The organism is Jannaschia pagri (assembly GCF_019655435.1).
In the GTDB taxonomy this organism is placed as follows: domain Bacteria; phylum Pseudomonadota; class Alphaproteobacteria; order Rhodobacterales; family Rhodobacteraceae; genus Jannaschia; species Jannaschia pagri.
The window spans coordinates 43826-57981 of sequence record NZ_BPFH01000005.1; the positions used below are offsets into that span (position 1 = coordinate 43826).

Sequence of the window (14156 nt, forward strand, 5' to 3'; positions counted from 1 at the left end):
GGCAACCAGTCCCAAAAGTCTAAGGCGGCGGATCGACCCGCCGCCTTACCCGGCCTCTGACGGCTTGAACGACCCAGCCCTCCCGGAGGTTTCCATGTCCCCGCTGACCGCCCTACGTGACCGCGCCAAGGCTGCCCGTCATCACATCGTCCTGCCCGAGGGCACCGATCCTCGCGTGCAAGAGGCCGCCGCCCGCGCGACCTCCGAAGGGCTCGCTCGGATCACGCTTCTGGCACCCGAAGGCACGGCCATGCCGGACGGCGTAACGGGCGAAGACCCAACGAAGAGCGCCCGCAGGGACGCGATGAGTGCGGCCTTCTTGCGGGCCCGCGCCAAGAAATCGCCAACCCAAGATCAGGCCGACGCTGCGATTAACGACCCGCTGACCTGGGCTGCGCTCATGGTGCGGGAAGGTCTGGCCGATGGCACTATCGGCGGCGCCGTTGCCACCACATCGGACACGGTGCGCGCCGCGCTTCAGATGATCAGCACGGCCCCAAGCGCCCCGATGGTCAGCAGCTTTTTCCTGATGGTCCTGCCCGACAGCCACCCGACCCGACCCGGCCAGGGTCTGATCTTTTCGGACTGCGGCTTGGTGATCGAGCCATCGGCCACAGAGTTGGCCGCCATCGCCGCGCAGGCCACCGCCTCCGCCGCAGCCCTCCTACCAGAGCCGCCAAAGACAGCCATGCTCAGCTTTTCAACCATGGGCAGCGCCAAGCATAGCAACGTGAACAAAGTCACCGAAGCCCTTGAAATCGCACGTACCAATGGCCTGACCGACATTGACGGAGAGCTTCAGTTCGATGCGGCCTTCGACAGCAGCGTGGGGGCAAAGAAAGCCCCAAGCAGCGGTGTGGCCGGTCAGGCCAATGTCATGGTCTTTCCGAACCTTGATGCCGGGAACATCGGGTACAAGATTGCCCAACGGATCGGCGGCGCCACCGCCATCGGCCCGGTGCTGCAAGGGCTTGCCAAACCGGCCAATGACCTGTCGCGGGGCTGCACGGCCGACGACATCATCGACATGATCGCCGTGACCTCGGCGCAGATCGACGCCCTATGATCGCGGCCCTGTCCCCCGACGCCCTCCGAGGTCAGATCAGCACCCTGGGCCCTGGAGTTCTCGTGGCGGTTATCGTGGCCGTCGCCGCGCAGTTCCTCGCCTCTCACTACGACACACCCGCCATGCTCTTGGCGCTGCTCCTGGGGATTGCCCTGTCCTTCCTGGGGACTGAGGGGAAAACCCCCGCTGGTATCGCCTATTCCGCCCGTACGTTGCTGCGCTTGGGCGTAGCACTTCTGGGCGTTCGGATCTCGTTTGGAATGCTCGCGGGGCTTGGGGCGCCGCTCATCCTGTTGGTGGTCGGGGGCGTTGTCGCGACGATTGGCTTCGGCATGGCGTTTGGGCGCTTCTTTGGGCACAAATGGCGCTTCTCGTTGCTGACCGCGGGGTCGGTCGCCATCTGTGGCGCGTCAGCCGCCATGGCCATCAGTGCGATCCTGCCCAAGGATGAACGGTCGGAGGAGCGGCTGATCTTCACCGTCATGGGCGTCACCGTCCTGTCGACGGTTGCGATGATCGCTTACCCGATCCTCGTCCGTTCATTGGGTCTGAATGACGTCCAAGGGGGCGTCTTCCTGGGCGGGACGATCCACGACGTGGCCCAGGTGGTGGGTGCAGGGTATTCCGTGTCGGAGCCGACGGGTGACACGGCGACTTTGGTAAAGCTGATGCGCGTTGCGATGCTGGCCCCAGTGGTGCTCATCGCGTCGCTGGCCATTCGCCGCTGGGCCGAGCCGGACCCCGACGGCAGCCGCCCGCCACTTTTGCCAGGATTTGTCATTGCGTTTCTGGTGCTCGCTGCGCTCAACTCATTTGGGATTATTCCCACCGTTGTCGCGACCTTTGCCAGCGATGCATCGCGGTGGTTGCTGCTGACCGCCATCGCCGCGGTTGGCATGAAGACAGACTTGCGATCCGTGATGTCGGTTGGAGGAGCCGCCATCGCGCTGATCATACTCGAAACGCTGTTTATCGCAGCCATAACGCTCGCCGGGATCACGCTATTGACCTGAGACAGGGCGACCAAGGGGAGGACGCCAGATGACCATCCAGCAACCGATAGTGGACCTTTCGCCCAAGGTCGGCGACGAGGTCCGCAAGACCACCTGCTACATGTGCGCGTGCCGCTGTGGCATTGACGTCCACGTCAAGAAAACGCCCGACGGCGAAAAGATCGCCTACATCGAGGGGAACCGCGATCATCCGGTGAACCAAGGGGTCCTCTGCGCCAAGGGCAGCGCGGGCATTATGCAGCACAACGCGCCCTCTCGGCTCAAGGCCCCGATGAAGCGCGTGGGCGAGCGCGGTGAAGGCAAGTTCGAAGAAATCTCCTGGGAGGAAGCCTACGACATCGCCGCCTCGTGGCTGGAGCCGATCCGCAAGACCGACCCCTCCAAACTCGCCTTCTTCACGGGCCGCGACCAATCCCAAAGCTTCACCTCCTGGTGGGCCCAGGCCTTCGGCACGCCCAACTACGCGGCCCACGGCGGCTTCTGCTCGGTCAACATGGCGGCGGGCGGCATCTATACCATGGGCGGCGCGTTCTGGGAGTTCGGCCAGCCCGATTGGGAACGCACCAAGCTGTTCATCCTGTTTGGCGTGGCCGAGGATCACGACAGCAACCCCATCAAGATGGGCATCGGCAAGATGAAGGGCCACGGGGGGCGCGTCGTGGGCGTGAACCCCATCCGCTCCGGCTACAACGCTGTGGCCGACGATTGGTTCGGCGTTACACCCGGCACCGACGGCCTGTTGATCCTGTCCCTGGTCCACTGCCTGCTAAAGGCGGGCAAGATCGACCTGGAATACCTCCGCGACTTCACCGACGCGCCCGTCCTGATCGACGCCGACCCCGCCTCGCCCACCCATGGCCTCGCGCTGGTCGACGACGACGGGCACAAGCTGGTCTGGGACAAGACCGAGAACCGCCCCCGCTGCTACGACGCCGAGGACGTGGACATCGACCTGACCGGGACGTGGGAGCGGGACGGCATCACCCATCGCACCGTCTTTGCCCATATGGTCGACAAGTACCTCGACGCCCAATACGCGCCCGAGGCCGTGGCCGAACGCGTCGGCATTGAGGCGGGCCGCATCCGGGCTCTGGCCGCTGAGATCGCCCGCGTTGCCTTCGAGGAAGCCATTGAGCTGGACCACGAATGGACCGATTTCCGGGGTCGCACCCACAAGACGATGAAGGGCCGCCCTGTCAGTTTCCACGCCATGCGCGGGATCTCTGCCCATGCCAATGGTTTCCAGACCTGCCGCGCGCTGCACATGCTGCAAATCCTGATCGGTGCGGTCGAAACGCCCGGCGGCTTCCGCTTCAAGCCGCCCTACCCCAAACCCGCGACGATCCACCCCAAGCCCCATTGCAAGGTCACCCCCGGCGCGCCGCTGGATGGCCCGCATCTGGGCTTCACCCACGGGCCGGACGATCTGTGCCTCAAGGACGATGGCACCCCTGCTCGCATCGACAAGGCCTATACCTGGGAAAACCCCATGAGCAGCCATGGCATGATGCACATGGTGATTTCCAATGCCCACGCCGGCGATCCGTATAAGATCGACACGCTGTTCCTCTATATGGCGAACATGGCGTGGAACTCGTCCATGAACACGTCCGGCACCATGAAGATGCTGTCCGATAAGGACGAGAACGGCGACTACGTCATCCCGCATATCATCTACTCGGACGCCTATTCGTCAGAGATGGTCGCCTATGCGGATCTGATCCTGCCCGACACGACCTATTTGGAACGGCACGACTGCATCTCCCTGCTAGACCGCCCCATCTGTGAGGCCGAGGCCGCTGCCGACGCCATCCGCTGGCCCGTGGTCGAGCCGGATCGCAACGTGAAAGGCTTCCAAACGGCGCTGATCGAGTTGGGCGCCAAGATGGGTCTGCCCGGCTTCGTGAAGGACGACGGCAGCCCCAAGTTCAAGGACTACGCCGACTACATCACCAACCACGAACGCCGTCCCGGCGTCGGCCCGCTGATGGGCTGGCGGGGCAACGGTGAGGAAACGGGCCGCGGGGCGGTGAACCCGCAGCAGTTGGACCGCTATATCGAGAACGGCGGCTTCGCCATCGCGCACATTCCCGAGAACGCGCAGTTCTACAAACCCTGGAACATGGCCTATCAGGACTGGGCGGTAGAGATCGGGCTATTCGACAAAGCCGCGCCCTATCTGTTCACCCTGTGGTGCGAACCGCTCCGCCGCTTCCAACTGGCCGCCGAAGGTCACGGAGAGCGTCAGCCCCCCGACCATCTGCGCGCCCGCATCAAGACGACCATGGACCCGCTGCCCATCTGGTGGGACGCAACCAAGGAGCATGACGGCGACGGCGCCTATACGGTGACCGCGCTGACCCAGCGGCCCATGGCCATGTACCACTCCTGGGGCACCCAGAATGCGTGGCTGCGTCAGATCCACGGGATGAACCCGCTCTATGTGCCCACCAAGATCTGGCAGGCCGAGGGCTTCGCCGAAGGCGATTGGGCCAAGGTCAGCAGCCCCCATGGCGAAATCACCGTGCCTGTCGCCCATATGCCCGCGCTCAACGAGAATACGGTCTGGACCTGGAACGCCATTGGCAAGCGCAAGGGCGCCTGGGCGCTAAAGGACAATGCGCCCGAGGTGACCAAGGGTTTCCTACTGAATCACCTGATCCACGAATTGATGCCGCCCAAAGCGGACGGCATGCGGTGGTCAAACTCTGATCCGATTACGGGTCAGGCGGCTTGGTTCGACCTAAAGGTCAAGATCGAGAAGACCGCCGCGCCCGCCGATGGGCAGGCGCGACCGAATACCGGATCTCAGGCCAGCCCAGTCGGGACAGGGCCGGACGCCTTGGCGTGGGAGGTCTGAGCGTGCCGACGACCCACCCCAACGAGCCCCGCGAAGGCTGCCAACATCATCAAGACAGATGCAGGCAAAGGCACGGCGGCAACGGTAAAGGAATCAAATCCGACCGTTTCCGAAACGCCGACCCAGCTTTCGGTCCCAACCTCGAACGAGGTCACATTGGCCAGCACGGATTGAAATACGGACTCGGATGTGCCGAACTCCGCAGCCGAGAGGGTCAAGGCGCCAGCGTACCAACCGTCGGCGTTGAACCCACTGATTGCCTTGCCAGAAATCGCATTGGACCCGCTGCGGAGCGTAACCTCGCCGAAGTTCCGGGTTGCGTACCGGCCACGTCCGTTGTCGCCGAGATGGCCGAGCATGAACGAAATCTCCGAGCCAGACATGGCGCTCAGATCCCCGGTCAGCGCTTGGGGGCCGACCAAATACATGTAGTTGCCGCTGCGGTCCTTGATCGAGGCATAACCATCCCCGGACGGACCGCCGTCCACGCGGGTGACGGAGTTCCTGGGGGTGTTGTTCCGCTTTTTGTAGTTGTCCCGCACCGACCAGCCGCCAAGCCCGGTGTCGAACGTCTCTTGATAGTGGATCGTCGCCGCCGAGGCAGCGCTCGCCAGCCCAAGGCCGATTGCGGCCGCTCCAATAATAACCTTAGCCATAATTACAGAACCCGTCCGTTTCGTTGGGCTTCTGATGTGACAGCGAATTCAGGAGTATTTGCGCCAAATCCGGGATACTTCGGGGGGAAACTATGACCGCTTTGCCTAAATCTACCGACAAAAAGCTGGGTCTTGTCATCGACTTGGACACCTGCGTGGGCTGCCACGCCTGCGTCACCGCGTGTAAGGGCTGGAACACCCAGAACTACGGCGCACCGCTCTCGGACATGGACCCCTATGGCAAGCCCGAAGGGACCTTTCTAAACCGCATCCATGCCTTCCAAAGCCAGCCGGAAACGGGCCTGGCCCAAACGACCCACTTCCCCAAATCCTGCCTCCATTGCGACGACGCGCCCTGCGTCACCGTCTGCCCGACGGGCGCCAGCTACAAGCGGGCCGAAGACGGTATCGTCTTGGTGAACGAGGACGCCTGCATGGGCTGCGGCCTCTGTGCCTGGGCCTGCCCCTATGGCGCGCGGGAAATTGATCAGGCTCAGGGGGTTATGAAGAAATGCACCCTCTGTGTGGACCGGATTTATAACGAGAACCTGCCGGAGGTTGATCGCCAACCGGCCTGTGTCCGCACCTGTCCTGCAGGCGCTCGGCACTTTGGGGATCTGGCCGACCCCACGTCGGATGTCTCGATCCTCGTGGCCGAACGCGGCGGGATGGATCTGATGCCGGAGCAAGGCACGGCGCCGGTCAACAAGTACTTGCCGCCGCGCCCCAAGGATCAGATCCAGGCCCCCGTCATGGGCGGCGACGAAGACATCCTGGCCCCCTACCTCGCCCCCGTCGCCGAAGAGCCCAAGGGCCTGCTGGCCTGGGTCGACCGTGCTCTGGAGAAACTCTGATGCATCCCGCACCCTCCGTCATCATCTTCTCATCACTCTCGGGCGCGGGTTTCGGCCTGTTGTTTTTCCTCGGCCTTGGGATGCCTGCGCCCAGCGGGTGGGTCGCCTTCGTCTTCTACGTCATTGCCTATGCGCTTGCCGTGGGGGGACTGCTATCAGCCTTCTTCCACCTGGCGAACCCAAAGAATGCTGTGAAATCCTACAGTCAGTGGCGCACCTCCTGGCTCTCGCGCGAGGCCTGGGCCGCCGTGGCCGCCCTGGTCGTCATGGGCCTCTATGCCTTTGGTCAGGTCTTCCTAGGGACGACTTGGACAGCGCTCGGCTGGCTCGGCGCGGCGCTCAGCATCGGGACTGTGTTCACGACGTCTATGATCTATGCCCAGCTGAAGACAATCCCCCGCTGGAACCAACTGCCCGCAACGCCCCTGATGTTTCTGTCGTGCAGCCTCGCTGGGGGGGCACTCCTGTCGGGCAACGTGACGCTGGCCGTGGTCCTCCTGCTGGTAGCGGGCGGCGTGACCCTTTGGCATTGGTCAGCGGGCGACACGCGCTTTGCGGAGGCTGGTTCGACGCTGAACACCGCGACGGGGCTGAAGGGCAAGATGGGCCTTTGGGAAAAGCCGCATACGGGCGAAAACTACCTCACCCGAGAAATGGTGTATCAGGTCGCGCGCAAACATGCGGTCAAGCTGCGGGTGATCGCCATTGCCTTGATGTCGCTGCTGCCTGCTTTGCTGATCTTGGTTTTACCGACGCATATCGGCGCGGTGCTTGCAGTGATCTCCCATATCGCTGGGATCCTGACACAACGCTGGCTATTCTTTGCGGAAGCGGAGCACGTGGTCGGCCTCTACTACGGGGCCCACTTGGGAAAGGCCGCCGCTTAACGCGAGCGTCGTCTCCGGGTGACCGGAGACGGATCGCGGGGTGACCCGCGATCACCCCCCGTAAAGATCGGAGAACTTGGCATCCAAGTAGTCCAGCAACGGGCGTGCCGAGGGCTTTTGTCCCGTGGCATGGCGGATTGTCTCCGTGGGAGTGCGCAGGGCGCCGTGCCGTTGTAGCTTGTCCCGCATCCAGCCCGTGGCCGCAGACGGGTCACCCTTGGCAAGGTCTGCATCCAACCCGGGCAGGTCCGCTCGTGCTGCCGCCATCAGGCAGCCCGCAAAAAGATTGCCCAGCGAATAGGTCGGGAAGTACCCCATCAGGCCCACGGACCAATGGACATCCTGCATGAACCCGTTGGACGGCTTGTCCACAGCCACGCCGAAATCCGCTTCGAACCTCTCATTCCAGGCGGCTTCCAGGTCGGCGACGTCCAACTCCCCCCGGATCAGCGCACGCTCGAGATCGAAGCGCAGCATGACGTGGAGGTTATAGTGTAATTCATCCGCCTCCGTGCGGATATAGCCGGAGTGGACGGCGTTCACGGCGCGGTAGAAGTCGCGCTCCGACCCGACACCGATGTCACCAAAGACGTCCCGCATCCGACCGTAGAGCCAGCCGCAATAGGCCTCGGACCGGCCCATCTGGTTCTCATAGCTGCGGGATTGGCTTTCGTGGACACCCATGGAGACGCCGTTGCCGATGGGCGTTAGCAAATAGGCGCCATCAACCCCCTGCTCGTAACAGGCATGACCGACCTCATGGATTGTTGAGTAGAGGCAGTTGAACGGATCGGCCTCATCCACCCGCGTGGTGATCCGAACATCAAGGCCGGAGCCGCTGGAGAACGGATGAACCGCCAGATCCAAGCGACCATGGTCGAAGTCATAGCCGAAGGCAGCCGCGATTTGTTCCGCTAGCTTCAGCTGATCGGCCTTGGGGAAATGTCCTGACAAACGCGGCGCCTCGGGCCCGTCCAGGGCCATCTGACGCAGAGCGACCAGACGGGGGCGCATCTGATCGAACATCGCCGCCATGTCCTCGGCAGAGCCGCCTGGTTCGTAGTCCTGCATCAAGGCGTCGTAGGGGTCGCCACCCTCCGCCAGATGCGCGGCCTCTTCCCGGCGCAGGCGCACGACCTCCGACAGGACGGGCAAGAAAGCGGCTGCGTCCTCGGCCGCGCGGGCCTCGGCCCATTGGCCCTGGGCCAGCGAGGTCACGCGCGCGAGTTCGGCGGCCAAGGCAGCGGGCACCTTACGATTGCGGTCATAGCTGCGCCGTATCTCGCGCAGGTTGGCGTCGGCCACCGCATCGGGGGCGTGGGCCTCACGCAGCCAATCGCCCAACCGCGGGTCCGTTCGGCGAGCGTGGAGCACCTCCTCGAGAGCAGCCATTTCTTCGGCCCGTTGGGGCGCGGCGCCCCGTGGCATGATGGCTTCCTGATCCCAGCCGGCCCGGCCCGCCACTTGGGACAGGGCCTCCGTCACGCGCTGGAAGGCCATCAGATCGTCATAGGCTGGCATGGGTCAGGCTCTCACGCTTTGGGTCAGGGGATATTTGGCCCGGTGGCGCGCGCGCACCGCCAGACAGATCAGGATGACCGCACCGAATTGGTGCAGGATCGCGAAATACCAGGGCGAAGAATACATCACCGTTATAATGCCGAGCAGCATTTGCAGGATCGACATGTGCATCACGCCAGCGAAGGCCAGAGTCGTCTTGCGATTGGCCGAGGATCGCGCCCGCCACCAGATCGCGACGATGGTCGCAAACAGCGCATACCCGGTCACGCGGTGGAAGAACTGGACCGTGCCGTCATTCTCGAACAGATTCCGCCACCAAGGGTCTAACTCCCACATGCCGGGCGGGGTGAAGCCGCCGGCCATGAGCGGCCAGTCGATGTAGTTCCGGCCCGCGTCGATCCCGGCGACAAGTGCGCCGATAACGATCTGAACGAAGGTGAAGCCAATCAGAACCGACCCCAGGGTCATCAACGTCGCGTCCTTGTCCCGCCGGGCTTGCAGCAGCGCCGCCTCGGGCCGGGACATGGAGAGCACATACCAGGCGATCAGCGACAGGATCACGAAGGCCAGGCCCAAGTGGGTGGCGAGCCTGTAGGAGGCCACGTCGAGCATCGTGCCCGTCAAACCGCTGGAGACCATCCACCAACCGATGGCCCCTTGAAGACCGCCCAGCACCCCGAGCGCCAGAAACCGACCGCTCCAGCCCACGGGCATCTTGCGCGTCAGCAGCAGACCGAAGAACCCGATGGCCCAGACAAGACCAATCACCCGGCCCAACTGGCGATGCCCCCATTCCCACCAATAGATCACCTTGAACTCGGACAGGCTCATGCCCTGGTTTTGCAACTGGTACTCGGGGATTGCGCGGTAGAGTTCGAACTCAGCCTCCCAATCCTCGGCGGTGAGCGGAGGCATCGCCCCGGTGAGCGGCTTCCACTCTGTGATCGATAGCCCGGAGTCGGTCAGCCGCGTCAAGCCGCCCACGGCGATCATCACGACCACCAGCACGAAAAGCGTGATCAACCAGGCCCGAGCCAAGACGCGCGATCCGCGCTTGGCGCCGTCGATGACACCAACCGTCGCGGCGGGACGCGCCGTGGTCTGAACCTCTTCGAATATCGCACGTTTCGCCATGCGGGACCCCTTTGTCTTTCTCGCGTCCGATGTAAGACGTTTGCCGCCCCACCGCATCCCTTAGTTGACCGTGGATGGGTGCGACCTGTGGGCCGGGTGCGACGGGATGACACCAGATTCTTGGGTTGGAATTGGGCTTTCCTGCGGGCCGGGCATGTTCAACGTTTGGTGCGCTATCGATGCCCAAGACCTCTGCGCCTGTGCCTGTTACGTGGGAGGCAGTCCTTTGAGATGCGTCCCTGCGACGCTGCCGAAACACTCACGGGACTCGGTGTCTCGGGAGATCTTGAATACAAGAAGGGTTGCCAAAGATCCCTACGACAGGCCCAGGCGGCCTATGGCTTTTCAGACCGCGTATCTCGACCGAATAGCATTAGCATCCGTATCTTCTCCGATGACCCGATGCGCTCTCGATGCGGTTCTTAAAAGCATGTCATCAATCATCCACGCGTCCAAGATGCCGCTTAGGTTTGCGACGCAACCCGTTGAGACAGCGATATATTGCATCCACGTTTCTCAACTGCGCGTCGATCTATGATTGCCGCTCCAACGCGTCTTATTCATCGTCAGCAGAAACGTTGACCCCGGTGCGGTCGATCAAACTGGTCACCTGGACACTCGGACCACGGTAAAAATATTGAACGGCCAGACCCTAGCGGCCTTAATGCGCTGGCCTTCCCCAGTTTACCTTTCGTCAAACGTCATGGGCGTCACTTGAGGGAACCGTCTGGACCCGAAGGCATCTGAGCCCAGCACCAACCCGAACCAAGCGAAAGCGTCAGGGGCCAGCGCTCAACCCCGCTCTTTCCAGCGCACCATTTGTCGAAGGATCCCGTGGAAGATCTGGGCGTCTGCGCGTGTCAGGGGCATGCGGGACCACATGTTGCGCAGGGACCGCTTCATGGACGCCGCTTTGCCTTCGGGAAAGAAAAACCCAGCCTGCTCCAAGCGGTCCTCGTAGTGGGTCACCAAAGCCTCCAATTCGGCTTGATTGACCCAGTCCGTTCCCGCCATCTCCATCTCGGATCCAGCAGCGCCGGTCGCGAGCCTGCGCCACTCGTAGCCCATGAGCAGGACACATTGGGCTAGGTTCAGCGATGCAAAATCCGGATTGGTCGGCACGCTCACAATGGCATTTGCCCGAGCGATGTCATCGTTTTCGAGGCCCGCCCTCTCTGGGCCAAAGAGCACAGCAACCTTTTGGCCGTCGCGCCCCCGGGCCAGGGCCTCGGCCATGGCGGCTTCGGGCGTATAGACGGGCTTGGTCAGATCCCGATCTCTGGCGGTCGTCGCGAAGACATAGGTGCAATCGGCCACCGCCTCTTGGGTGGACTCGGTCAACATGGCCGTGTCAAGCAACCGCCCGGCCCCGCTTGCCAAAGCGACCGCACGTTCATTCGGCCAGCCATCGCGGGGGGCCACCACGCGCATGTGTTCGAGGCCAAAGTTCAACATGGAGCGGGCGGCGGCCCCGATGTTTTCACCCATCTGCGGGCGGACGAGGACGAATGCGGGGCGAGGATCGGACATGGGGCGCAGGTAGCGTGCCATGCGCGCCGCTGCAATCGGTTCTGCCGCGCCTTTGCCTTGCGGAGGTGACGCGGCACGGCTACTCGACAGGCCAAGGCAAGGAACCGACGACATGACCGACGCACCGCAACTGTACCTTGTGACGCCACCGGAGGTTGACGCCACCTTCCCCGACCGCTTGGCCCGCGTGCTGGACGCTTTTCCCATCGCCTGCCTGCGCTTGGACCTGGCCACCCGGGACGAGGACAGGCTGACACGGGCCGCCGACCTCTGCCGAGAAGTCGCACATGCGCGGGACGTTCCGGTCGTGATCACGGATCATGCGACCCTGGTTGAGAAAGTTGGGCTGGACGGTGTCCACCTCACCGACCCGCGTCCGTTGCGTAAGTTGCGCGCGGACTGGGGGCCGGACCCGATCATCGGCGCGTTTTGTGGCACATCCCGCCATGATGGCATGACAGCAGGTGAGGCGGGGGCGGACTACGTGGCCTTTGGACCCGTTGGCGCAACCGCTCTGGGAACAGGCGAACGTGCAGAGCTTGATCTGTTCAAATGGTGGTCCGAAATGATCGAGGTGCCCGTCGTGGCCGAAGGGGCGCTCGATGTCTCTACTTTGGGTGACCTGAAGGAAGCGACGGATTTTGTGGCCCTGGGCGAAGAGATCTGGGCCGACGCCGACCCGGTTGCCGCCCTCGCCGCCCGCGTTGCGGCCCTGGGCGGGTAGTCGTCACCGGCTGCTAGGCTTGGTCGACCATTTTGACACCGGACCCTTGCAACCCCTGCCGAACGGCACCTTCGGCGGCCAAGGCCAGGTCTTTACGGTTGGCGTAGTCCGACACCAGCAGCGGCGCGTGGTATATCACATCAATTCGTCCATGGCGGGGCGCGGCCAGCATCCGCAACATATGCTCCCCGGCGGATTGGTCGCCCCACCACCCATAGAACGTGGCAGGCCCCCCGTCCGGAGCATGATAGGCAAGCGTGACGGGTTGGACGCGAAGGTCATCTGGCACGCCGGGCGTATAGAAGGCTGCGAACAGCGTCGTCTTGAAGCGGAGGACCCGCAGCCCATCCGTGCTGGTGCCTTCCGGAAAGAACAGCAGCTTATGGCCAAGCCGCAGACGGTCTTCGATGACCTGGGCATGTTCCCGGGCCTCGCGCCGGTCGCGTCGGATGAACACGGTTCCCGTGGCCCGCGCCAACCACCCGATGCCCGGCCAGCTGGCGACTTCGGACTTTGACACGAAGTAGACCCGCTTCGCCGCGTTCAGCGCGAAAATGTCCAACCACGACGCATGGTTGGCAACGACGGCCGCTGCCCCCTCGGTTGGCGTCCCCCGCTGGAGCCGCCGGATCCCCATGAGGCGCAGGGCGTTGCGGCAGACAAATTGGGTGATGTGGGGCGTCCAAGGGCGCTGTTGACCGTGCAACGGTCGCTCCAACAGGCGAACGGCCAGCAGGATTGCAAGGCCGCCGAAAACCAACGTCACCACAGGCCCTCCGCGCCGCACCACCCGCAGCCAATCGCGCAGGCCCAGGGTCGCGGGATCTGGCGGAGGCGCGTCGTTCCAGGTCATCGCGTCTTACCCTTCGGCGCGCGTGGTCTGCGCCACACAGGCCCCAGCCCGTGCCAACTGCGCTGCGCGGGGCAGTCGAAGGCGCGCCATGTCCAGCACGATGCAGACGTCCACCGTATCAAAGGCATGATCGACCCAAGCCCCTTCACCCACCCAGGCCCCGGCCCGCAGATAGCTTTTGATGAGGGATGGGACATCGCGCATGTGCAATCGGTCCACCGGTCCATCGAGCGACACGGCATCGGGGCCGCGGGCCACGGGACGCAGGTCCTCCGGCGCGAGCGCGGTGGCCCGGAGGGCGCGCAAGGCTGGCAGGTGGCGGGATGGATCGGCGCCATCGAAGGATGCCGTCCCAATGAGGTAGCCCAGGTCCTGACCCGCAAGGTGGTCGAGGATTCCGGTAAACAGGGTCACGGCGGCAAGCCCCCCCCGATAAGCGGGATGAAGACAGGTCCGGCCGAGCTCCACGATTGGTCGTCCCGTGGCTTGCAGGGCCGAAACATCGAATTCCTGTGCCGTGTACTGGCAGCCACGGCCAAGCCGAGCGGTGGCGATCACACCCAGCTTGGGGGCTTGCTTGTCTCTCAGGATCACATGATCGGCGTCAGTGTCAAAGGCGTCCGCCTCGGTCAGAGGCCGAGCATTGGGCCTACTTTGACCCCGTTCCTCGACGAAAACCGCATGACGCAACCCCTGCGCGGCGCGGACAGCATCGGGGTCCTGCGTGATGGTGAGATCGAAGCGCGACGTCATACCAGAGGCTGCTAATGCCAGCGGGTACTACGTGCAAGGAGCGACGGTTTCGCCGAGGCTACCTGCGGCGTCTCAACCTTTCGTTAACGCTCTCGTTGCAATGCTTGGCGTCAGTCGAATACTGGCATCAGGGGAACGCGCGTGCTGTCGATCACTTGCTTGCCGCTGTTTTCAAAGTTCACTGTGACCTTGGCGCCGACGTTGGACTGGACTTGGCCCAGTCCCCAATCGGGCGCCTCTGGATGTCTGACCAACATCCCAGGCTCAAGCATTGCGTTTTGGTCATTTGACAAGGAAGGTCTCCG

General features: G+C 63.5%; 13 protein-coding genes. 6 read left to right on the plus strand and 7 right to left on the minus strand.

The window, feature by feature from the left end; translation table 11 throughout:
• Positions 1-94 precede the first annotated feature (94 nt).
• The 3 genes from K5R33_RS13315 to K5R33_RS13325 are packed head-to-tail and all read left to right on the plus strand — an operon-like array spanning position 95 to position 4939.
• Positions 95-1066, plus strand: coding sequence for a phosphotransacetylase (locus tag K5R33_RS13315; protein WP_220749559.1), 972 nt, complete (start codon positions 95-97; stop codon positions 1064-1066).
• On the plus strand, positions 1063-2079 hold the full coding sequence (locus K5R33_RS13320) for a YeiH family protein (protein WP_220749560.1): 1017 nt from the start codon (positions 1063-1065) through the stop codon (positions 2077-2079). The genes K5R33_RS13315 and K5R33_RS13320 overlap by 4 nt, the downstream gene beginning before the upstream one ends.
• A gap of 28 nt (positions 2080-2107) precedes the next feature.
• Positions 2108-4939, plus strand: a complete 2832-nt coding sequence (locus K5R33_RS13325) for a molybdopterin oxidoreductase family protein (RefSeq protein WP_220749561.1) — start codon at positions 2108-2110, stop codon at positions 4937-4939.
• Here the strand turns inward: K5R33_RS13325 and K5R33_RS13330 are convergent.
• Entirely contained in the window at positions 4888-5595 is a 708-nt protein-coding gene (locus tag K5R33_RS13330; protein WP_220749562.1) for a VPLPA-CTERM sorting domain-containing protein, read from the minus strand. The genes K5R33_RS13325 and K5R33_RS13330 overlap by 52 nt on opposite strands.
• 92 nt (positions 5596-5687) lie before the next feature.
• Between K5R33_RS13330 and K5R33_RS13335 the strand changes: the two genes are divergently transcribed.
• A complete protein-coding gene (locus tag K5R33_RS13335; protein ID WP_220749563.1) occupies positions 5688-6449 on the plus strand; it encodes a 4Fe-4S dicluster domain-containing protein in 762 nt (253 codons plus the stop codon).
• Positions 6449-7336, plus strand: a complete 888-nt coding sequence (locus K5R33_RS13340; protein WP_220749564.1) for a dimethyl sulfoxide reductase anchor subunit family protein — start codon at positions 6449-6451, stop codon at positions 7334-7336. Before K5R33_RS13335 ends, K5R33_RS13340 begins: the two co-directional genes overlap by 1 nt.
• Positions 7337-7387: 51 nt before the next feature.
• Here the strand turns inward: K5R33_RS13340 and K5R33_RS13345 are convergent, their stop codons facing one another.
• The 3 genes from K5R33_RS13345 to K5R33_RS13355 form a co-directional block, all read right to left on the minus strand.
• Entirely contained in the window at positions 7388-8857 is a 1470-nt protein-coding gene (locus tag K5R33_RS13345) for a carboxypeptidase M32 (RefSeq protein ID WP_220749565.1), read from the minus strand.
• Between the two features lie 3 nt (positions 8858-8860).
• Complete coding sequence (gene ctaA, locus K5R33_RS13350; protein ID WP_220749566.1) at positions 8861-9991, minus strand: heme A synthase; 1131 nt, start codon at positions 9989-9991, stop codon at positions 8861-8863.
• A 792-nt stretch (positions 9992-10783) separates the two neighbouring features.
• Positions 10784-11542 (minus strand): RNA methyltransferase, encoded by a 759-nt coding sequence (locus tag K5R33_RS13355; protein ID WP_373314176.1) that lies wholly within the window; start codon positions 11540-11542, stop codon positions 10784-10786.
• Between the two features lie 91 nt (positions 11543-11633).
• Between K5R33_RS13355 and K5R33_RS13360 the strand changes: the two genes are divergently transcribed.
• Positions 11634-12245, plus strand: a complete 612-nt coding sequence (locus tag K5R33_RS13360) for a thiamine phosphate synthase (protein ID WP_220749567.1) — start codon at positions 11634-11636, stop codon at positions 12243-12245.
• 13 nt (positions 12246-12258) lie between these two features.
• Here the strand turns inward: K5R33_RS13360 and olsA are convergent, their stop codons facing one another.
• The 3 genes from olsA to K5R33_RS13375 all read right to left on the minus strand — a co-directional run bounded on the left by olsA (position 12259) and on the right by K5R33_RS13375 (position 14108).
• The gene (gene olsA / locus K5R33_RS13365) at positions 12259-13098 is read right to left on the minus strand and encodes a lyso-ornithine lipid O-acyltransferase (protein ID WP_220749568.1); all 840 of its coding nucleotides are present in this window, start codon (positions 13096-13098) and stop codon (positions 12259-12261) included.
• Positions 13099-13104: 6 nt separating this feature from the next.
• Positions 13105-13851: a GNAT family N-acetyltransferase gene (locus K5R33_RS13370; protein ID WP_220749569.1), complete on the minus strand. Its 747-nt coding sequence runs from the start codon at positions 13849-13851 to the stop codon at positions 13105-13107.
• A 110-nt stretch (positions 13852-13961) separates the two neighbouring features.
• On the minus strand, positions 13962-14108 hold the full coding sequence (locus tag K5R33_RS13375) for a DUF3553 domain-containing protein (RefSeq protein WP_308442984.1): 147 nt from the start codon (positions 14106-14108) through the stop codon (positions 13962-13964).
• Between the last annotated feature and the right edge of the window lie 48 nt (positions 14109-14156).

Bases quoted from the DNA above. Each gene is read 5' to 3' on its own strand.
- K5R33_RS13335 (WP_220749563.1), top strand. From the start codon at position 5,688: ATGACCGCTTTGCCTAAATCTACCGACAAAAAGCTGGGTCTTGTCATC.
- K5R33_RS13370 (WP_220749569.1), bottom strand. From the start codon at position 13,851: ATGACGTCGCGCTTCGATCTCACCATCACGCAGGACCCCGATGCTGTC.
- K5R33_RS13330 (WP_220749562.1), bottom strand. From the start codon at position 5,595: ATGGCTAAGGTTATTATTGGAGCGGCCGCAATCGGCCTTGGGCTGGCG.
- K5R33_RS13325 (WP_220749561.1), top strand. From the start codon at position 2,108: ATGACCATCCAGCAACCGATAGTGGACCTTTCGCCCAAGGTCGGCGAC.
- K5R33_RS13360 (WP_220749567.1), top strand. From the start codon at position 11,634: ATGACCGACGCACCGCAACTGTACCTTGTGACGCCACCGGAGGTTGAC.
- K5R33_RS13320 (WP_220749560.1), top strand. From the start codon at position 1,063: ATGATCGCGGCCCTGTCCCCCGACGCCCTCCGAGGTCAGATCAGCACC.
- ctaA (WP_220749566.1), bottom strand. From the start codon at position 9,991: ATGGCGAAACGTGCGATATTCGAAGAGGTTCAGACCACGGCGCGTCCC.
- K5R33_RS13340 (WP_220749564.1), top strand. From the start codon at position 6,449: ATGCATCCCGCACCCTCCGTCATCATCTTCTCATCACTCTCGGGCGCG.
- K5R33_RS13375 (WP_308442984.1), bottom strand. From the start codon at position 14,108: ATGTTGGTCAGACATCCAGAGGCGCCCGATTGGGGACTGGGCCAAGTC.
- olsA (WP_220749568.1), bottom strand. From the start codon at position 13,098: ATGACCTGGAACGACGCGCCTCCGCCAGATCCCGCGACCCTGGGCCTG.
- K5R33_RS13345 (WP_220749565.1), bottom strand. From the start codon at position 8,857: ATGCCAGCCTATGACGATCTGATGGCCTTCCAGCGCGTGACGGAGGCC.
- K5R33_RS13355 (WP_373314176.1), bottom strand. From the start codon at position 11,542: ATGGCACGCTACCTGCGCCCCATGTCCGATCCTCGCCCCGCATTCGTC.
- K5R33_RS13315 (WP_220749559.1), top strand. From the start codon at position 95: ATGTCCCCGCTGACCGCCCTACGTGACCGCGCCAAGGCTGCCCGTCAT.